This window comes from Pedobacter punctiformis (assembly GCF_027213715.1).
Lineage (GTDB): Bacteria > Bacteroidota > Bacteroidia > Sphingobacteriales > Sphingobacteriaceae > Pedobacter > Pedobacter punctiformis.
This window is the reverse complement of sequence record NZ_JAPWGM010000004.1, coordinates 88533-108062: the sequence shown is the minus strand read 5'-3', so window position 1 is coordinate 108062 and position 19530 is coordinate 88533. Positions and strand designations below refer to the sequence as shown.

At 36.9% G+C, this 19530-nt stretch carries 18 protein-coding genes; 9 read left to right on the top strand and 9 right to left on the bottom strand.

Annotated elements, in window-relative coordinates:
* Positions 1–210 precede the first annotated feature (210 nt).
* The 5 genes from O0955_RS12520 to O0955_RS12500 all read left to right on the top strand — a co-directional run bounded on the left by O0955_RS12520 (position 211) and on the right by O0955_RS12500 (position 5905).
* The gene (locus tag O0955_RS12520; protein ID WP_269427887.1) at positions 211–1488 is read left to right on the top strand and encodes a type IX secretion system plug protein; all 1278 of its coding nucleotides are present in this window, start codon (positions 211–213) and stop codon (positions 1486–1488) included.
* A gap of 141 nt (positions 1489–1629) precedes the next feature.
* Positions 1630–2589, top strand: coding sequence for a formylglycine-generating enzyme family protein (locus tag O0955_RS12515; protein WP_269427886.1), 960 nt, complete (start codon positions 1630–1632; stop codon positions 2587–2589).
* A 26-nt stretch (positions 2590–2615) separates the two neighbouring features.
* A complete protein-coding gene (locus O0955_RS12510; protein ID WP_269427885.1) occupies positions 2616–3938 on the top strand; it encodes a Gfo/Idh/MocA family oxidoreductase in 1323 nt (440 codons plus the stop codon).
* Between the two features lie 83 nt (positions 3939–4021).
* Positions 4022–4954 (top strand): FAD:protein FMN transferase, encoded by a 933-nt coding sequence (locus tag O0955_RS12505; RefSeq protein WP_269427884.1) that lies wholly within the window; start codon positions 4022–4024, stop codon positions 4952–4954.
* Between the two features lie 21 nt (positions 4955–4975).
* On the top strand, positions 4976–5905 hold the full coding sequence (locus O0955_RS12500; RefSeq protein ID WP_269427883.1) for a hydroxypyruvate isomerase family protein: 930 nt from the start codon (positions 4976–4978) through the stop codon (positions 5903–5905).
* Between the two features lie 43 nt (positions 5906–5948).
* Here O0955_RS12500 and O0955_RS12495 read toward each other — a convergent pair whose 3' ends face one another.
* Positions 5949–7439, bottom strand: a complete 1491-nt coding sequence (locus O0955_RS12495; RefSeq protein ID WP_269427882.1) for an alpha-amylase — start codon at positions 7437–7439, stop codon at positions 5949–5951.
* Positions 7440–7581: 142 nt separating this feature from the next.
* Between O0955_RS12495 and O0955_RS12490 the strand changes: the two genes are divergently transcribed.
* Positions 7582–8103, top strand: coding sequence for an acyl-CoA thioesterase (locus O0955_RS12490; protein WP_269427881.1), 522 nt, complete (start codon positions 7582–7584; stop codon positions 8101–8103).
* Between the two features lie 67 nt (positions 8104–8170).
* Complete coding sequence (locus O0955_RS12485) at positions 8171–9355, top strand: cation:proton antiporter (protein WP_269427880.1); 1185 nt, start codon at positions 8171–8173, stop codon at positions 9353–9355.
* Here O0955_RS12485 and O0955_RS12480 read toward each other — a convergent pair.
* Complete coding sequence (locus O0955_RS12480) at positions 9352–9921, bottom strand: hypothetical protein (protein ID WP_269427879.1); 570 nt, start codon at positions 9919–9921, stop codon at positions 9352–9354. The genes O0955_RS12485 and O0955_RS12480 overlap by 4 nt on opposite strands.
* A gap of 105 nt (positions 9922–10026) precedes the next feature.
* The gene (locus tag O0955_RS12475; protein ID WP_269427878.1) at positions 10027–10431 is read right to left on the bottom strand and encodes an EVE domain-containing protein; all 405 of its coding nucleotides are present in this window, start codon (positions 10429–10431) and stop codon (positions 10027–10029) included.
* Between the two features lie 107 nt (positions 10432–10538).
* On the opposite strand from O0955_RS12475, the gene O0955_RS12470 reads away from it, so the two are divergent.
* Positions 10539–10841 (top strand): hypothetical protein, encoded by a 303-nt coding sequence (locus tag O0955_RS12470; RefSeq protein ID WP_269427877.1) that lies wholly within the window; start codon positions 10539–10541, stop codon positions 10839–10841.
* 3 nt (positions 10842–10844) lie between these two features.
* Here the strand turns inward: O0955_RS12470 and O0955_RS12465 are convergent, their stop codons facing one another.
* Together O0955_RS12465 and holA are read right to left on the bottom strand one after the other, a co-directional pair.
* Positions 10845–11207: a VOC family protein gene (locus O0955_RS12465; protein WP_269427876.1), complete on the bottom strand. Its 363-nt coding sequence runs from the start codon at positions 11205–11207 to the stop codon at positions 10845–10847.
* An 11-nt stretch (positions 11208–11218) separates the two neighbouring features.
* The gene (holA, locus tag O0955_RS12460) at positions 11219–12241 is read right to left on the bottom strand and encodes a DNA polymerase III subunit delta (protein ID WP_269427875.1); all 1023 of its coding nucleotides are present in this window, start codon (positions 12239–12241) and stop codon (positions 11219–11221) included.
* A gap of 126 nt (positions 12242–12367) precedes the next feature.
* Here holA and O0955_RS12455 point away from each other — a divergent pair, with 126 nt between their 5' ends.
* Positions 12368–12829 carry a type I restriction enzyme HsdR N-terminal domain-containing protein gene (locus O0955_RS12455; RefSeq protein ID WP_269427874.1) on the top strand — a complete coding sequence of 154 codons (462 nt, stop codon included), beginning with the start codon at positions 12368–12370 and terminating at the stop codon, positions 12827–12829.
* A 2-nt stretch (positions 12830–12831) separates the two neighbouring features.
* Here O0955_RS12455 and O0955_RS12450 read toward each other — a convergent pair whose 3' ends face one another.
* The 4 genes from O0955_RS12450 to O0955_RS12435 all read right to left on the bottom strand — a co-directional run bounded on the left by O0955_RS12450 (position 12832) and on the right by O0955_RS12435 (position 19530).
* Complete coding sequence (locus O0955_RS12450) at positions 12832–14196, bottom strand: 3-keto-disaccharide hydrolase (RefSeq protein WP_269427873.1); 1365 nt, start codon at positions 14194–14196, stop codon at positions 12832–12834.
* 109 nt (positions 14197–14305) lie between these two features.
* Complete coding sequence (locus tag O0955_RS12445; protein ID WP_269427872.1) at positions 14306–15661, bottom strand: Gfo/Idh/MocA family protein; 1356 nt, start codon at positions 15659–15661, stop codon at positions 14306–14308.
* A 287-nt stretch (positions 15662–15948) separates the two neighbouring features.
* Positions 15949–18618, bottom strand: a complete 2670-nt coding sequence (locus O0955_RS12440) for a valine--tRNA ligase (protein WP_269427871.1) — start codon at positions 18616–18618, stop codon at positions 15949–15951.
* Positions 18619–18906: 288 nt separating this feature from the next.
* The gene (locus tag O0955_RS12435) at positions 18907–19530 is read right to left on the bottom strand and encodes a Uma2 family endonuclease (protein WP_269427870.1); all 624 of its coding nucleotides are present in this window, start codon (positions 19528–19530) and stop codon (positions 18907–18909) included.

Below are 19530 nucleotides of genomic sequence, written 5' to 3'. Positions count from 1 at the left end.
TAGTTAACCAAGCCAAAGCATTGTTTCTACGTTTTACTTTGGCCCGGCATGGTCAATTTTTCGGAATACAATGACCGGCCCCAGTTCCTAACTTTAATAGAAAATTACAAGCGGGTAATTTTGTTTCTTTTGTTGTCAAAAGAAAAGAGTCTGCCGGCAGGGTATAAAAAATTGACTTTGTCTCTTCATTTCAAAAATGTAGATTTAGCGATGCAAAAAATACTACTGCCTATTTTATTTTTCATCTCTACATTAACCTTTGCGCAAAGTGGTACACCTTTCGTTTACGAAAACAAAATATACCAGCCAAACATTAAAACAGTACTCTGCTCTAACAACAGCAAAGAACAATCACTGCCTGTTATTAACCTAAATTCTGCCGAAACCATAAATTTCTCATTTGATGATTTACTTGGCGGAACAAAAAATTACTGGTATACGGTAGAGCATTGTACATCAGACTGGCAATCTTCACGCATTTCAAGTATCGATTATTTAGAAAGTTTTAACGATGACCGGATAATTAATTACCGCTATTCGGTAAATACAACCAGAAAATATACTCATTATGAATTAAGTTTACCGAATGACCAGATTAAGCCAAAAATTAGTGGTAATTATTTGCTTAAAGTTTATGAAGACGGCGATTTAAAAAAACCGGTTATTTCTCAGCGTTTTTACATTGTAGACAGTCAGTTTGCCATTGCTATGGAAGTAACCAATTCTATGCAGGTTGCAGATCGAAATTTAAAGCAAAAAATTAACTTCACCATTAACCATAAAATTCCAATTTCTAATCCCTATCAGGATTTAAAAGCGGTGGTTATGCAAAATTTTAATGCCAACACAGCACAAGTTAACACCAAACCATCTTTTATCCGGCCAAATCAACTGGTTTATAATGACATTAATACCAATGATTTTTGGGCTGATAATGAATTTAGAAAATTTGATATCCGAAGTTTACGATATAAAGCCGATAATGTAAAAGGCATATACAGAGATAACGAAGCTGTTAATGTAATTCTGTTTCAGGATGCTTCAAGAAACACGAGCGCTTTTGCTAATCAATTTGACGAAAATGGAAACTTTTTTGTTCGCAATACCGATGGCCGTGATGACCGTACAGAAGCTGAATATGCAGGTGTGCTGTTTACTTTAAATGCACTTGCACCTTCTGCCAATGGAGATGCTTACGTAGTTGGCCGTTTCAATAATTATACGCTATCGAACGAAAACAAACTTATTTATGATGCGGGCAGAAAACAGTTTTATGGTAATATTTTGCTTAAACAGGGGCTTTACGATTATGAGTATACCTGGCTGGATAAAACCACAAATACTACAGAAACAAAACCATTTGAGGGTTCTTTTTTTGAAACTGAAAACACCTATCAAATTTTTGCATACTACCGCAGGCCTGGTGCAAGATGGGACAGCTTAATGGGCTTTGCACAGATTAGCAATAAAATTTCGGAAAGAAGATAAATTTGTCATCATCTTATTTTTTTAATTCATAACTTTATTGTTACACAAATGCTCTTTGATTTAAAAGCGGTTAATTACTTTTAATCCTCAGAAAAGTAAAACTGACAAACGCATGGAAACAAGCGTCCCTAACCAATCATTATGTTCAAAAAGTTAATTGCTGTTGCATTAATATCTTACCCCTGCGTGCATATTTTTGCACAAAATACAACCAGTCCTTATGTTCAAAACATTAACGGCACCCAGTTAAAGTTCGAAATGCAGGCCATCCCTGAAGGCACTTTTCAAATGGGCAGTAAAAATGGAAAACCAGATGAATTACCGGTTCATAAAGTTAAGCTGGATGCTTTCTGGATGAGTAAATATGAAGTAACCTGGAATATTTTCGAACCTTTCCTATACCGCGATTACGAACTTAAAGCAAGTGATGGAAAAATTCCGGCCAATGTAGATGCGGTGACAAGACCTACGAAGCCCTATCTGGACATGACTTTTGGAATGGGGAAAGAAAATCAACCCGCTATAGCCATGACTCAGTATAACGCCATTCAATTTTGTAAATGGCTTTATGCCCGAACAGGCATTTTTTACAGATTACCTACCGAAGCCGAGTGGGAATATGCCTGCAGAGCGGGTAGCGATTCTAAATTCTCTTTCGGAGATGATGCTTCAAAGCTTACCGAATATGCCTGGTACAAAGAAAACAGTGCCAATAAAACGCATCCTGTTGGTCAAAAAAAGCCAAACGCCTGGGGTTTATACGATATGCATGGAAACGTGAGTGAGTGGACTTACGACCAATATTTAGCAGATTTTTACACTAAAGACAAAACAGTACAAAATCCAGTTGCATTGCCAGATAAACTTTACCCAAACAGTGTTCGCGGAGGTTCTTATGATGAAACAGCAGATAAATTAACCTCTTCCGTAAGATTAGCTTCAGATTCATCGTGGAAGCAACTAGATCCACAAATTCCAAAAAGTAACTGGTGGTTTCCTGAAGCACCATTTGTTGGCCTCCGGCTAGTCAGACCAGTTAAAACACCATCCAAAGAAGAAATAGAAGCTTATTACAATAAAAAACCAATCGCTGATTATTAAAACCTAAACATTAAACGAACCACACAATGAAAAAATTAAACATCGACTTACAACAACGTCGTGACTTTTTAAAAGCATCAGCACTGCTCGCAGGCGGGGCTATGTTAAGCAGCATTCCTTTAGCTGGGGCCTATGCATCAGGATCAGACACTATTAAAATCGCTTTAATTGGTTGCGGCGATCGTGGAACGGGTGCTGCATTTCAAGCCCTGAGCACAAAATATAACATTAAACTGGTGGCCATGGCCGATGCTTTTCAGGATAGAATTGATAAAAGCTACACGGCTTTATCAACTAAATTTGCAGCAAAAATAGATGTTCCAAAAGAAAGACAGTTTGTAGGTTTCGATGCCTATTTAAAAGCAATTCCTTTAGCCGATGTGGTTTTACTGGTTACCCCTCCGGGATTTAGACCTATACATTTTGAAGAGGCTATTAAACAAAATAAACAGGTTTTTATGGAGAAACCTGTTGCAGTTGATGCGCCGGGTATCAGAAAAGTTTTAGCAGCTGCTGAAGAAGCAAAAAGAAAAAAATTAAATGTTGTGGTTGGTTTACAAAGACGTTATCAAACCAATTACCGCGAATCTATAAAACGGATTAATGATGGCGCAATAGGCGATATTATGTCTGGCCAGGTGTATTGGAACAGTGGTGGCGTATGGGTAAATCCCCGCAAGGCAGGTCAAACAGAAATGGAATACCAAATGCGAAACTGGTATTATTTTAACTGGCTTTGTGGTGATCATATTGTAGAGCAGCACGTACACAATATCGATATTGCCAACTGGGTAAAAAATGCACATCCGGTATCTGTACAGGGAACTGGAAGCAGGGCCTGGAGAACGGGTAAAGATTATGGAGAAATTTACGATAATCACTCTATTGAATTGACTTATGCCGATGGTGCGGTGATCAGTAGCCAATGCCGCCATTTTGAAGGCATTAGCAATCGGGTTGATGAATCTTTTCAGGGTACAAAAGGCAAAATTTATCTTTCAGGAAGTAATCAGGCCATTATGAAAGATTATAGCGGAAAAGAGCTCTACAATCACGTTACTAAAGGAAATGCCAACCCTTATCAAACGGAACATGATGAGTTGTTTGAAGCAATATTTAAAGGCGAATATAAGTTTAACAATGTCGATTATGCTGCAACAAGTACATTTACATCGATTATAGGCCGGTACGCAACCTACTCGGGTGAAACCATTAAATGGGATGAAGCCTTAGCAGCAAATAACAGTTTGTTGCCTGATAGATTGGCCTGGGATGCCATGCCAAAGGTATTACCGGATGCAAATGGAATTTATCCTTATGCCATGCCGGGTAAAACCAAAGTTTTGTAGTAAGCTTTATATCCATCATGGTAAATTATAAGTTTCTGTTACTCCTTCTTCCGGTTTTCATCGCTTACTTTTTTAAAAACGAATTGAGCAAATATGAAATACATGGCTATGCACAGGGAACAGACTACACTATAAGTTATTATGCTTACGATAAGATTGTTACAAAAGGAAACATAGACAGTTTATTAAATGAAATAGATTTATCAATGTCCCTGTACAAAAAAGGTTCATTGATAAATCAGTTTAACAATACGGATCAGGAAGTTAAAACCGATCGTTTTATTAGTGAGGTATTAAAAAAAAGCTTTGAAATTAATAAAGATACAAAAGGCATTTTTGATATAACGGTTGAGCCTTTAGTACAAGCCTGGGGCTTTGGACCTAAAAAAGAGTTAAAAGAACCGGATAGTGCTGAAGTTAAAGCTATTTTAAATTGTGTAGGCATGCAAAATCTGATCTTTAAGAAAGGATTACTCAGAAAGCTCAAGCCCTGTATAAAAATAGATTTAAATGGAATAGCACAGGGTTACAGTGTTGATTTAGTGAGCAGTTACCTTGAACAAAGAGGCATAAAGCATTATATTGCTGAGATTGGTGGAGAAATTAGAATTTTAGGCCCGAAACCCAATGGAGACCCAATGAAAATAGGCATTGAAGGACCAGACGAAAACGGTACACCTGCCATCAGGCACGTTGTTGCTCTAAATCATGGCGCAATAACAACCTCTGGAAATTACAGGAAATTTCACCAAAACGGTACAAAAAAGATAAGCCATCTGATTAACCCGAAAACAGGATATCCGCTAAACAATGAAATGATTAGTGTAACGGTTTATGCTCATGATGCTATTACGGCTGATGGATACGATAATGCATTAATGGCCATGCATTTACAGGAAGCTATTAAATTTGTAGAGCATAGAAAAGACCTGGAAGCTTATTTCGTTTATCACCGCAAGGATGGAAAAGTAGCCGACATCTTAACCACAGGATTTAAAAAATTAATCACACCATAAATCAGTTTAAAAATCAAACAGATGAAAAGAAGTGAATTTATAAGAAACAGCTTGCTTACTGCAGGCGCTATAACAACCGGAACAGCTTTTTCTGAAAGCTTTGCTGCTGAAAAAACCAGTGGTGCAATAGCGGATAAAACATTTAACTTAGATTATGCCCCCCATCAGGGCATGTTCCAAAACCATGCAGGTAAAAATTTTATCGATCAAATTCAGTTTATGTATGATCGTGGCTTCAGGTCTATTGAAGATAATGGCTATCTAAACCGCCCGGTTGATGAGCAGGAGAAAATTGGTAATTTATTATCCAAATTAGGCATGAGGATGGGTGTTTTTGTTGTTGATGGCGGCGATAACTGGAAAACTTCTTTAACAACGGGCAAAAAGGAATTTAAAGATAAATTTATAGAAACCTGTAAAAAGTCTGTTGAAGCAGCCAAAAGATGTAATGCAAAGTGGTTAACAGTTGTGCCCGGTTTTTATGAGCGCAATTTGCCTTACGGAAATCAGTTTGCCAATGTAATTGACGCGATGCGTGCCGGAGCAGAGATTTTTGAACCTCATGGATTAATTATGGTTTTAGAAACCTTAAGCGATACACCTGAACTCTTTCTGCAAAAAACAAATGAAACCTATGCCGTTTGTAAAGCAGTTAAAAGTCCTTCGTGTAAAATACTATATGACATTTACCACATGCAGCGTACTGAAGGTGATTTAATTAAAACTATGGACAGGTGCTGGGATGAGATTGCTTACATCCAAATTGGAGATAATCCGGGTAGAAAAGAGCCAACCACTGGTGAGATTAATTATAAAAATCTGTTTAAACATCTTTACAGCAAAGGTTATAAAGGTGTAATGGGTATGGAACACGGCAATTCTAAACCAGATAAGGCTGGCGAATTAAGGGTCATTGAAGCTTACAGAGAAGTAGATAATTTTTTACCTTAACAAATTAAACCTGTTGGGTAAACTTTATTATCCAGCAGGTTATTTAATCTGTTTTCAAAATCCATATGCTTACACTGCCTGGATTACAATGAAATTCGGCCCAGCCATTTTCTCCAACAACTATTTCTTGCTCACGATGGCCTAAAGCATCAATAAAAGTCTTACCAGCAAACTTCTCTCCTATTTCCATCTCTTTAAATCCTTCTTCTCTGGTACTCAAAATTACCGCCAAACCACTGTTTTCATATTCATTGTCGCCCTCACGTACCCATCCCACACAATTTCCATGATCAAAGTAATCCCGCTGAGCTCCATAAGCTAAATCAGATCTTATTTTACACATATTTTCAAGCAAGGGCAAAATGGCTAATTCAATGTGTACATCTTCTCCTTCGCTGTTTTTATCATCATAAATTCCTCCATATAAATCCGGGAAAAACAAACAAGGTATTCCTTGAATTCTTAACAAGATAATAGCATAGGCAATTGGCCTGAACCAGAACTCTACATAAGATTCTAAAGCTTGTAGAGGTTGCGAATCATGGTTATCAACAAAGGTAACGGCCAATTCGGGGTTAAGCTGAATCAAGGTGTTATCAAAAATTGTACGCATGTCAAAACTATTTCCGTCCTGACTGGCCAGATAAAAATTATGATGTAAAAGAGAATCAAATATCTGTGCCCTTCCCTGTGTCAAGTCAATATATTCCGACATTGCTTCTGTACTCACAATGTCCCAGTTTTCGGCTACGATAAAAAACTTTTTATTAAATTTTTGATTCAGGTGATCAATCCAGTCATTAATAAACTGAGGATTAATATGTTTTACAGCATCCATGCGAAAACCGTCGATATTAGCAGTCTCAACAAGCCATTCGCCCCAATATTTCAATTCTTCTACTACCGAAGTATTGCGGTAATCAATGTCGTTAAACATCAGGTAATCGTAGTTTCCAAACTCTGTAGATGGAACCTGTTCAAAGCTTTCTCCTGCATGGTTTTGAATAGAATATATGGCAGTTTGTTTTAAATCTTCGGCCCAGTCTACCCCGCTAAAACATTGATGATCCCAGATAAACTCAGAATACTTCCCCTGTCTGCCGGGAAATGTAAACTTTGTCCAGGCTTCTATTTCAAAAACATCGCTGGTAAATTCATTTCGGTCCTCTTCATTAACTGTTCTTACTGGAATTTTCTCTAATTCATCGCCACCGGCTTTATGATTAAACACCACATCGGCCAAAACTGAAATACCTTGTTGATGTAAAGTATTTATTGCGTTGATATATTCATCCCTAGAACCATATTTAGTGTTTACACTGCCTTTCTGATCAAATTCGCCCAGGTCGAATAGATCATAAACATCATAACCAACAGAATAACCGCCGGTACTGGCTTTATAGGCTGGTGGCAACCATACAGAAGTAACTCCAATTTCTTTTAAATGTGCCGCATTTGCCGCAACTTTAGTCCACAAGTTTTGTTCTTCGTTATAATACCAATGAAAATACTGGATGATGGTTTGATTTTGCATTAATTCAATTTTATGCTAAGATAACAGGATATATTTTTAATTGTTTTATTGATTTACATGTGATTTTAAGTTTCAATTAACCGTTTCAAATTTGTAATTACCTGCCGTTTTAACACAATTTTATGTACTTTTGCGGCCAGTTATGAGTTTGAAAAAGAAATTTGCCAGGGAGAGCTTTACAATAATGAATGAATTGGTATTGCCAAATGATACCAATACGCTGAATAACTTAATGGGTGGCCGTTTGCTGCACTGGATGGATATTGCCGCTGCAATTTCAGCTCAAAAACATTGTAATCGTATTGTGGTAACAGCCTCTGTAGATAACGTTTCATTCAAACACCCTATTAAATTAGGCGATGTAATTACCATTGAAGCCAAAGTAACCCGTGCTTTTAACACTTCGGTGGAAGTTAGACTTGACGTTTGGGCAGAAAACATTCCAAGTGGTGCCAGACAAAAAAGCAACGAAGCTTATTATACTTTTGTAGCTGTTGACCAAAGTGCAAGAACTATTCCTGTACCTGAATTAGTACCTGAAAGCGAGCAGGAAATTGAGCTTTTTGAAGGCGCTCTGCGTCGCAGACAACTGCGTTTGGTTCTTGGCGGGAAAATGAATCCTGATGATGCAAGTGAGCTAAAAGCTTTGTTTTTTAAAGCATAATTTTATACTTTTTTTCGGCTACTTATTTTGATTGTGCTATTTTAGCGGTGTTCAATACGCTAAAAATATGACAACTTATACGATATTAATTATTTTAAGCGGATTAGTAATATTTTCTTATCTGTTTGATTTAGTGGCCAGTAAAACAAAAATCCCTTCGGTTTTATTGCTGCTATTGCTGGGAATAGGCCTACGCTTATTGGTTGATAATTTACAACTTCATACTTTCAATTTTCTCTCTATTTTGCCAACTTTAGGAACAGTTGGTTTAATATTAATTGTTTTTGAAGGTTCGCTTGAACTCAAGTACGACAAAGAAAAGAATAAGATTATTCGAAGTGCTTTCTTATCCGCGTTTTTCATTTTAATCAGTACCATTGCACTGATTACTTTTATCATCTACCAAATCAGTCACCAAAGTTTATACGTTTGTATTGCCAACGCCATTCCTTTTAGCGTAATCAGCTCGGCAATTGCAATTCCTTCGGCCGCAGCTTTGAATAATCAGGATAAAGAGTTTGTAATTTACGAGTCTTCCTTCTCCGATATTTTGGGAATTATCATTTTTAATTTCGCCATAACCAATCCGGCAATCTCCTATTCTTCGTTTATAAGCCTTGGGTTAAGTACCTTTTTGATTATTCTGTTCTCTGCAATCGCATGTGTGGTTTTGCTTTATATAATGGGCAAACTGGTACACCACATTAAGTTTTTCCTTATTATTTCGATACTGATTTTGGTCTATGCAATTGGCCAATCCTACCATTTATCATCTTTAGTCCTGATTTTAAGCACAGGATTATTTTTGAACAATGCAGATACGATTCAAAATGCCTGGTTCAGAGGTGTATTTTTATATAAAAACCTAAGTGCAGATTTATCCCAGCTGTATCAGCTATCCGCTGAAAGTGCCTTTATTTTACGGACGTTTTTCTTTGTAATTTTCGGGTTTACCATGAATATTTACGAATTAAATGATAAACCTGTACTGGCAAATGGTCTGTTTATCTTAATCTCCATCTATGCCATTCGCTGGGTTTGCTTAAAGTTTTTCAAAGAAGGAATACCATCACCCATCGTTTATATCGCACCAAGGGGTTTAATCAGTATTTTGTTATACTTTAATTTGCCCAATTCGTTAAAAATACCCCAGGTAGGCACCTCATTTTTATTTCTGGTTGTATTAGGGTCAAGTTTAGTGATGACAATAGGCCTGATGTTAAGCAACCGAAAGAAAGAAACTCAGATTTAAGGTTTAGCTTGCGCCGAAATCTCTTTAAGCTTATGCAGTTCAGCTAAAACATCCGGATTAGCCTGGTAATAAATGGAATAATAACTTATTTCATTAAGTTGCACCACACGCCTCGCTTTATCATTATTCATTTTAAAACTATTTACATTTGGATTTATAGCGTGGATGGGTAAAGCTATGGCATTTATTATTCCGTTAAAGAATGGCGAAAATATGGCGGCCATAGCCTCGTCTTTCAACGATGGCATTTCATGTCCAAAATCGTCAACAAATTTGCCTTCTCTGTTTAGTTTGTATTTACTGTTATCTTCTTTATAGGCCATATAGTTGCGCATTTTATAGCCTTTTTTTGCCCTTCTTATTTTAACAGATTTTATACTTTCAGTCGGAATACGCATAAATCCATCCTTGGCATCAATCACCACTGAATTAGAATCAACCTTATGTAGTATGCCTTTTTGTTGCCCATCATTGGTTTTAATTACAGCTAAAAAAGGTTTAACAGATTGTGCGTGGGTAACAAAAGCAAATGCATAGAACAAATAGATTAGAGAGAAAGCTTTCATACATAGATGATTAAGATTTCATAAATATAGTAAGAAGTTGTTCAAAACCTATTACTATATTTTACTTCTAAACGCTGACAAATCCCCCCGCAGATTCAGGAGTGATTAGCTCCCCATTTCCAAAATTTTATCAAATTCTTCCGCTTTTAAAGGCATAACCGATAAGCGACCCTGACGAACCAGGGAAACATCTTTCAGGCTTTCTTCGGCTTTAATTTGTTCAAGCGAAACCGGGTTTTTCAAACTTTCTACAGGAGATAAATCAACTACCACCCAATTTGCATCGTCCGTGGTTGGATCCTGATAAAATTCTTTAACAACTTTGGCTACACCAACTACATTTTTACCTTCATTGCTATGGTAAAAAAGTACCAGATCGCCCTCTTTCATTTCTTTTAGGTTATTACGAGCCTGATAATTACGAACGCCATCCCAAAAGGTACGGCCATCTTTGTTAAATTTCTCCCAACTGTATTTAAAAGGCTCACTTTTTACTAACCAATGATTCATAGAATTTTATTTGTTTCAAAACTAATAAAAGCACTCAAATAACGGGACAGATTCTTGTAAAATATAATCAAAACATTAGATTTGGTTAACCGCTAACTCTAAAAGCCATGAATGTTCTAAAGTATTTTAATTCAATCTTTCTGTTAACCTACGGAACATTGGCTATTGCCATTGTCTTTAAGGTTTTCCATCTACCTTTCACAGAAATTATAAATTCAATCAGCGCTTTCCTTATTTTAGGTTTTATTATCCTTTGTCTGTTTGAAGTGAATAGTTCGGATAAGTTCACTTCTTCCGAAAAGGTGATGTGGACTTCCGGTTTGATTATATGCAGTGTGATAACCGCAATCATCTACGCCGTTAACGGAAGAAAGAAAATATTCAGAAATTACAGAATTTTAAAAAGATAGTTGTTATGGTAATTTAAATTCCGGATTTTCAATTAATCCAATTACATTACCAAACGGATCAAAAATACTGCCTACCCAAATGTTCCCGCCAACATTTTCAGGTTTCTGATGGATTTCTACCTGAAGTTCGGCAAACCGGGCAAAAGTTTGCGCTATGTTTTCAACGCCCCAATAAGTAATAGAATGGTTTCCGTTACTGTATCCAGAATCATCCGGATTTAAGCCCAATTCAAACCCACCAATGTTATAACCAACATAATAAGGTTCATCAAAATACGGCTCAATTTCAAAAATCTTTTTATACCATTCTTTGGCAGCTTCTAGGTCGCCAACGTAGTAAACTATAGTTCGTAATCCTTGTAACATATTGCTTAAAATTAATGAATCATCTTAAAAATTAACTCTTTTAAAAGTTCTCCATCGTTTACATTTCCACTGCTATCCAAACCTTTACTTTTTAAATCATATTCGCGGAGTAAGCCAATAATCTGAAAAACCTTTCCTGTATTGTAATTTCTTGCGGCAACTTCGTAATCCTTCACAAAAAATGGAGGGATACCTAATGCTGATGCAGCCTCTGCTTTATTTTGTAAGTAGTGGTACCTTAATATCTTAGTGAAATAACCTGCCAGATTAGCCAAAACCATCACTGTTGGATTGGCTTTAGGGTTGTTTGCAAAATAAGTGATGATGCGGTTGCACTTTAAAACATCACGAATGGCTAAAGCCTTTTGCAATTCAAAAACGTTATATTCTTTACTGATTCCAATATTTTTCTGAACCAAATCGGTATTAATGGTTACCTCTTTAGAAATGTTGAGCATCAGTTTCTCAATCTCATTGGCAATTTTTGAAAGATCAGTACCCAGATATTCAGCCATTAGCGCCGAAGCCTGTGGATCGATTTTATAGCCTTTATCCTTCACAAAATCTTCAATCCAGGGTACCAGTTTATAATCCCGCACAGGATCAGACTGAAAAATTAACCCACTTTTACTAATGGCTTTATAGATTTTTTTACGTTTATCGAAATTGGCATACTTAAACGCCAATACCAAAATGGTGCTTGGCAGAGGCTTTTCAAAATAGTTTAAAACAAACTCTGCCTCTTTACTATTCCCTTCTTCTTTAGCCCATTTTAAATCCTGTGCCTCCTTAACAATAACAACCTGAAATTCCGACATCATCGGGTAGCGCTTTGCTGCACCCAGAACTGTTGCCATATCGGTATCTTTGCCATATAAAACAGTTTGGTTAAAGCCCTTTTCAGCATCATTTAACAGTTTATCTTCGATATAATCCGTTACTTCATCTATATAATAAGATTCTTCTCCATGCAATAAATACACAGGTTTAAACTTTCGGGCTTTAAGATCTTTGATAATTTCGGCAGCAGTCATTGCCCGTAAAATTACAATTTAGGTTTCAACATTAAATATTTTTAGGGAATTGTTTATACACAAAATTGGTAACTTTGGCCAATGGATGATGGTTAATAATTAATAAACCATTGAGCCAATGAACGAATGACTTTTAATCCAACACCATTAAACCTTCCGCCCTATCCATTTAAAATTACCCAAAAGGATAATACGATCTTTATTTTTGATGAGTTAAGAAAAAAGCATTTGGTGTTAACACCCGAAGAATGGGTTCGCCAGCATTTTATCCAAAACCTGATTCAAAAGGGCAAATTCCCTAAAACCTTAATTCAGATTGAAGGCGGTTTGATTTTAAATCAATTGCAAAAACGGAGCGACATTTTAGTTTACAATACTGCAGGTGAAAAATTAATGCTGATAGAATGTAAAGCACCAAAGGTTAAAATTACGCAAGCTGTGTTTGATCAGGCAGCGAGATACAATTCCATTCACCAGGCAAGATGGATTGCCTTAACCAATGGTTTACAGCATGTTTATGCAAAAATAGACCACCTAAACGGCAGCTTCGATTTTGTACAGGAATTACCCGAATATTTGCAGCTCTGATTTTATAACGTTTTAATTTTAATCGTTCTAAAGTCAACTTTATTTCCATGGTCCTGAATCAGAATATGTCCTTTCGGTGCCTCGCCAAAGTTTTTCCAGTCTTTGTATTTACTTATGGCAACCAGTTGTTTAAATGCTTCCGATCCTCTCACATATTCCAAAACCTTTACCCCATTTAAATAATGCTCTACCCTATTATCCGGATAAACCACTAATCTTGCATTATTCCAGCTTCCAACAGGGCGAAGATATCTTGCCTCTTTTTTTGCGGTAATTAAATCGTATAAAGATGCTAATGTTCTATTCCCGTCACGCCCTAATTTGGCATCCGGATGGAGTTCGTCATCTAATACCTGATATTCGAGACCAATTGCCGAACCGCTATTATTCTCGCTTAACGTTACAAAATATTTAACTCCACTATTTGCGCCGGGTGTGAGCTTAAATTCGAAAGATAAATCAAAAGCCGAATATTGATCTTTAGTTACAATATCGCCACCGTTAGTCGATTCTGCACCGGTTGAGGGTTCAACACTCATTATACCATCGGTAATCTTCCACCCTTTTGCCGGAAAGGTAGTTTTATATGCTCCAACCCATCCATTATTCGTTTTTCCATCAAACAACAATTTATACCCATTAGCTTTTTCATAATCTGATAAAGCATTTGGCGTTAAATTGACCACATATATTCCTTTAGAAAAAGCTTTGGGTTTAATATTTTCCGTTTGAATATTGATGTTTTTGAAATAGACTTTTTTACCATCATTATCCAGATTGGTACCAATGCCATGAACCTGTAAACCGATAAAACCTGTTTTATCCAGCGTATCGATTACATAAGCAACAGGTGTTCCATTTACCCATGTTTTAGTTTCGTTTCCAATACATTCAATCCTGTAATGGTTAAATGCTTCTTTTTTATATAAAGGTTTGGCATTTGGATTTAATTCCAGAGGATAAAGCCATAAACGTCTCGCTTCGTCATAAACACCACCCGTCCATGCCCTGGCTGTTGGATCAATCTCTACCTGGCGACCATAAACCAAGCCTTTTCCATTATTTCCTTCAGGTTTAATGTGGCTACGCGTTTGGATTCCCGAATTAGTCGTCTCCCCTTCCAGCTTAACGTCAAGTTCAAGAACAAAATCTCCATACTCTTTTTCAGTAATTAAAAAAGAATTTGGCGTTCCTTTAGTCATCGTGCCTACAATCATTCCATCTTCAACTTTGTAAGGTGCTGCTCCGGCAACAGCTTTCCACCCTGTTAAAGTTTTTCCATCAAAAAGAGGTTTGGTTTTTTGTGCAAAAGTTGATAAACTAATTAAGGAAAGGGCTAAAATGCTATATTTTTTAATGTTTAACATATTAATTTTGGGTTTTTACTTTTTTGCCGTCATTGCGAGGAAGAATGACAAAGCAATCTATCTTACAAAAAAGATTGCTTCGTTCCTCGCAATGACGAATTTTTGAGATTTAATATTTAAAAACTTTTCCGTTAGCAATTACTTCTTGTCTGCTTTCATCAAAGGTTGCTTTTGCTCCGGTTCTAACTGCCGCATTTGTCATAATGTTTGCAATTGAATGTGAATAACCAGCTTCAACAGGAGCATTTGGTGTTTTACGACTTCGGATGCATTCCATCCAGTTTCGCATGTGGGCTGACGTTAAAGGATCACCACCCATGTTTGCGCCCGTTGCTGTTTTAATTTCAGTTTTGGTGAGGTCAAAATCGGGCAATAAATTAGCTTTCATACCCATCGCAGCAGCTTCCTTTTCTTTTAAGCCCCCTTTTGGCGAAACTTTGTTGGTAATTAAATTTAGTTCGCCACCGTTAGCATAATAAACCTCACCAACATCACCTACACTGTTCTGCATTCGCGAAGTGAAAGTTACCTGAAAACCATCTGTGGTATTTGGTTGTCCATAATCGAATACCGCAACCATCGTATCCCAATTTTTACGGCCATCTTTCCAGGTATAAATTCCTCCGTTAGCCACCACGCTTCTGGGATGATGTAATTTAGTGAACCAATGTACGGTATCAATTTGATGCGACATCCACTGTCCAGGCATGCCTGATGAGTAAGGCCAGAATAAGCGGTATTCCAAATATTTTCTTGGGTCATAAGCATCAGCTGGTCTGTTCAGTAAAAAACGTTTCCAGTCTATATCTTCTTCTTTTAATTTAGCCACTAAATCAGGTCTGCGCCACCTTCCGGGCTGATTTACATTCCACACTAAATCTACTGCTGTAATTGGACCAAATTTTCCGTCCTGAATGTATTTTGCAGCATTGGAATAATTTTCTCCGCTTCTGCGCTGAGAACCAATTTGTACAATTTGTTTACTCGCTTTTACAGCCTTTAATGCCGCTTTCGCATCATCCATTGTTTCGGCAAAGGGCTTTTCTATATAAGCATCGCAATTTGCTTTAACTGCTTCAATTGTATGCAAAGCATGTTGAAAATCGGCTGTACTGATGATTACAACATCCAGATCTTTCATCGCATAAAGTTCATCATTGTTTCGGCAAGACTGAATATCGTGCCCGAATTTTTCTTTAAGATGAGCAACGCCCAGCTCCCGCCGGTAGTTCCACAAATCAGAAAGTCCGACAACATCAAAGTTCAGTTCTTTACTGTGGTTGAGAAAACAAGGTAAAAGTGTGTCTTTAAAACGGTCTGAAAAGCCAACAATACCAACTCTTACTCTATCATTGGCACCAATAATACGACCATAACTTTTAGCGCTCAGGCCCATTGTACCTGCGTAGGTTGCCGCAGCAAATATTGCCGATTGCTTTATAAATGTTCTTCTGGAATTCTCCATTGGGGATGAAGTTAATATAGGTTAGAAATTTAAACTGCATAAACACTTCAATTTCAGCATTTAACATGCCCCAAAATAAGATTTTTAATAGAGAATTGTATTTAAAGGAGGTAACAATTTAGAAACGGGAAGAACTGAATCGATTTAACACATTCATCAGGCTGAATTCATTTCCGCATCTTAATTATCAAAAAGACTCCGAAATAAATTCAGAGTGACGACTGCCTTAAAAATAAAAAGCCTGTTAAAAATTAATTCTAACAGGCTCAATCATTTATAATATTTATTTATGATCCCAACAGGGCTAAACTTTCTTCAATAATTTTGATTTTAGCTTCAGCATCTGCTTTTTTATTACGCTCATTGGCAATAATCTCTGGTTTGGCATTCTGCACAAAACGCTCATTACTCAATTTAGCATCAACAGATTTCAAAAAGCCCTGTAAATACCCTAAATCGGCCTTTAAGCGAATACGCTCTGCATCTACATCGATAGTATCAGCCAAAACGATAAAGAATTCATCTTTTCCGGCCATAAAAGCTGTTGCTCCTGGTATTTTATCATTAACAAACTCTGCTTCACTCACGTTAGCCAGTTTGAAAATAATATTTAACCATTTTTTATAATCCAAACCTGAATTTACCTTCAAATTTAATGGCAAAGCTTCTTTAGGAGAAATTTGTTTTTGATTACGAATATTCCTGATCTCGGCAACAACTGTTTTTATAACCTCAGCATCTTTTAACAAAATATGATCAAATGAACCTCCTTTTGGATATTCGGCAACAATGCAGCAATCCATTTCCGAGCGTTCGCCAAATACTTCATCATGCCACAATTCTTCGGTTAAGAAAGGCATATAAGGATGAAGTAATTTTAAAATATTTTCGAAAAACGAAACTGTTGCCTGATAGGTAGCCGCATCAATTGGTTGTTGGTAAGCCGGCTTAACCATTTCCAGGTACCATGCGCAAAAATCGTCCCACACCAGTTTATAGGTAATCATTAACGCTTCAGATAAACGATATTGCTTAAAATTATCCTCTATTTCAACTAAAGCCTCATTAAACCTGTTTTCAAACCAGGATATGGCCTGAGCATTTGGATTTTCAAGGTTTTCATTAATTTCCCACCCTTTAACCAAACGGAAAGCGTTCCATATTTTACTGGCAAAATTACGGCCTTGTTCACAGTGGCTTTCATCAAACATTAAATCATTTCCTGCCGGAGAGGACATTAACATTCCAACACGAACCCCATCGGCGCCATATTTTTCAATTAATTCAATCGGATCAGGAGAGTTTCCTAAAGATTTAGACATTTTCCGGCCTAATTTATCCCTTACAATACCCGTTAAATAAACATTTGTAAATGGTTTTTTGCCCATAAACTCATGTCCGGCCATAATCATACGGGCTACCCAAAAGAATAAAATTTCAGGGGCCGTTACCAAATCATTTGTTGGATAATAATAATTTATATCCTTATTATCAGGGTTCTTAAAGCCATCAAAAACAGAAATTGGCCATAACCACGACGAAAACCAGGTGTCCATCACATCATCATCCTGTCTTAAGAATGGTTCTAACTGAGTTTTAAACCCTACTTTTTCTGCATCAGAGCAAGTTTGATCGAGGTTTTTCTTTTTCCAGAATTCTTCTAGAGCTTCGTCTTTAGTTTTGGCTACCACCCAATTCCCTTTATCATCATACCAGGCCGGGATACGTTGTCCCCACCACAGCTGGCGGCTAATGTTCCAATCCCGAACATTTTCCATCCAATGGCGGTAAGTATTTTCAAATTTATTCGGAATCAGGTTTACTTCACCATTTAACACATCGGCTAAGGCTGGCTTCACCATTTCCTGCATTTTAACAAACCACTGCATTGATAGCTTTGGCTCAATAGCAGCGTTGGTACGCTCAGAGAAGCCAACTTGTGATTTATAATCTTCTACTTTTTCTAAATGCCCCGCCTCTTCTAATAAAACTGCAATTTTTTTACGGGCAACAAAACGATCTTCGCCAATCAAAATAACAGCCAGTTCGTTTAAGGTACCATCTTCATTTAAAATATCCGTTACAGGCAAATTATGTTTAACACCAAGTTCGTAATCATTTAAATCATGCGCCGGGGTAACTTTCAAACATCCTGTACCAAATTCAATATCCACATATTCGTCTTCAATAACCGGAATTTCGTGATTAACCAGTGGAACGAAAACCTTTTTACCTTTTAAATGTGTAAAGCGTTCATCATTTGGGTTAATACAAATCGCTGCATCCGCCATAATGGTTTCCGGGCGGGTAGTTGCAATTGTTAAAAACTGATCTTCAGTACCCGAAATCAGGTATTTGATGTAATAAAGTTTCTGATTTACTTCTTTGCGGATTACTTCCTCATCAGATACTGCTGTTTTACCGGCAGGATCCCAGTTCACCATGCGGATGCCACGATAAATCCATCCTTTTTTATACAGGTGAATAAAGGTATCGATAACCGCTTCAGAAAGATCATCTTCCATTGTAAAACGGGTACGATCCCAATCACAGCTGGCCCCTAATTTTTTTAACTGTTCTAAAATAATACCGCCATATTTTTCTTTCCATTCCCAGGCATATTTCAAAAACTCCTCTCTCGAAATGTCTTTTTTATTAATCCCCTGCTCTTTAAGCATAGCCACAACCTTGGCCTCAGTTGCAATAGAAGCATGGTCTGTTCCAGGAACCCAGCAGGCATTTTTACCTTGCATCCGGGCTTTACGGATTAAAACATCCTGAATGGTATTATTAAGCATGTGCCCCATGTGCAGCACTCCCGTAACATTTGGCGGCGGAATTACAATTGTGTAAGGCTCACGTTCGTCTGGTTCGGAGTGGAAAAACTTTTTCGATAGCCAGTAGCTATACCATTTATCTTCGGTTTCTGCAGGATTGTACTTAGTGGATATGCTCATGAAAATTATTCAATATCTGTTTGAGCCAGCAAAAATACGTTTTTAAGGGCAAAATTTAAAGCAGAAAAAGCATAGAGCTGTAATGCAGAAAAGCCTTCTTGCAAGTTCACTGTATAAGCTGAAAAATAATTTGAAAAGCAATTACTGAATTATATTTTATCGGGTTTAGCTCAATAAAATTGCGCTAAAATTTACAATTTCATCCAAAAATTATCAAACAAAATGAACCGGATTTAGCATGTGACTGATACAGGTAGAAGGATTTTGAAAAATAGCAGTTGAGCTTATTTATTCTGTAAAAACATCATCCAAAAGTAACTCAAAGCCCGGTAATACAGATGATGTGACTTTCTCACTGAGGGTAAAAATCTTTGAAGGATAAAATTTCCCCTCCTGCAAAGTGTATATTAAAATGCTTTGATCACTTTGGCTCACCACCCAATATTCTCTCACACCAAATTCCTCATAAATTTGATATTTATAAAGCAATTCCTTTTTATTGTTTCCGGGAGATAATATTTCGACTACTAAATCGGGCGCACCGACACAACCCCGGTCATCCAGTTTAGTTTTATCACATATTACACAAATATCAGGTTGTAAAACGGTAAAAATGGCTTTATCATCAATGCTTTCTTTTGGAAAACGAACATCAAATGGAGCGCCGTAGACTTTGCAAGATTGATTTTCTAAAAAGTTACCAATGCGCCTGAAAATACGCCCAAAAATCTCCTGATGAATCCTTGAAGGGGCAGGACTCATTTTAAACACTTTACCTTTAATCAGTTCTACACGATCATCAAAAAGCCATTTTAAATAATTGGAATAGCTGTAAGTTAATGACGCATCTATATCTTCGAACTTTTCAACAGGTTCATCATCTAATTCTGGATATGGAATTGGCTTATTCAC

What these genes read in the sequence shown, in the direction of transcription:
- O0955_RS12520 (WP_269427887.1), top strand. Translation starts at nt 211, where the DNA reads ATGCAAAAAATACTACTGCCTATTTTATTTTTCATCTCTACATTAACC.
- O0955_RS12440 (WP_269427871.1), bottom strand. Translation starts at nt 18,618, where the DNA reads ATGAGCATATCCACTAAGTACAATCCTGCAGAAACCGAAGATAAATGG.
- O0955_RS12515 (WP_269427886.1), top strand. Translation starts at nt 1,630, where the DNA reads ATGTTCAAAAAGTTAATTGCTGTTGCATTAATATCTTACCCCTGCGTG.
- O0955_RS12510 (WP_269427885.1), top strand. Translation starts at nt 2,616, where the DNA reads ATGAAAAAATTAAACATCGACTTACAACAACGTCGTGACTTTTTAAAA.
- holA (WP_269427875.1), bottom strand. Translation starts at nt 12,241, where the DNA reads ATGACTGCTGCCGAAATTATCAAAGATCTTAAAGCCCGAAAGTTTAAA.
- O0955_RS12445 (WP_269427872.1), bottom strand. Translation starts at nt 15,661, where the DNA reads ATGGAGAATTCCAGAAGAACATTTATAAAGCAATCGGCAATATTTGCT.
- O0955_RS12490 (WP_269427881.1), top strand. Translation starts at nt 7,582, where the DNA reads ATGAGTTTGAAAAAGAAATTTGCCAGGGAGAGCTTTACAATAATGAAT.
- O0955_RS12475 (WP_269427878.1), bottom strand. Translation starts at nt 10,431, where the DNA reads ATGAATCATTGGTTAGTAAAAAGTGAGCCTTTTAAATACAGTTGGGAG.
- O0955_RS12495 (WP_269427882.1), bottom strand. Translation starts at nt 7,439, where the DNA reads ATGCAAAATCAAACCATCATCCAGTATTTTCATTGGTATTATAACGAA.
- O0955_RS12465 (WP_269427876.1), bottom strand. Translation starts at nt 11,207, where the DNA reads ATGTTACAAGGATTACGAACTATAGTTTACTACGTTGGCGACCTAGAA.
- O0955_RS12455 (WP_269427874.1), top strand. Translation starts at nt 12,368, where the DNA reads ATGACTTTTAATCCAACACCATTAAACCTTCCGCCCTATCCATTTAAA.
- O0955_RS12480 (WP_269427879.1), bottom strand. Translation starts at nt 9,921, where the DNA reads ATGAAAGCTTTCTCTCTAATCTATTTGTTCTATGCATTTGCTTTTGTT.
- O0955_RS12450 (WP_269427873.1), bottom strand. Translation starts at nt 14,196, where the DNA reads ATGTTAAACATTAAAAAATATAGCATTTTAGCCCTTTCCTTAATTAGT.
- O0955_RS12500 (WP_269427883.1), top strand. Translation starts at nt 4,976, where the DNA reads ATGAAAAGAAGTGAATTTATAAGAAACAGCTTGCTTACTGCAGGCGCT.
- O0955_RS12485 (WP_269427880.1), top strand. Translation starts at nt 8,171, where the DNA reads ATGACAACTTATACGATATTAATTATTTTAAGCGGATTAGTAATATTT.
- O0955_RS12470 (WP_269427877.1), top strand. Translation starts at nt 10,539, where the DNA reads ATGAATGTTCTAAAGTATTTTAATTCAATCTTTCTGTTAACCTACGGA.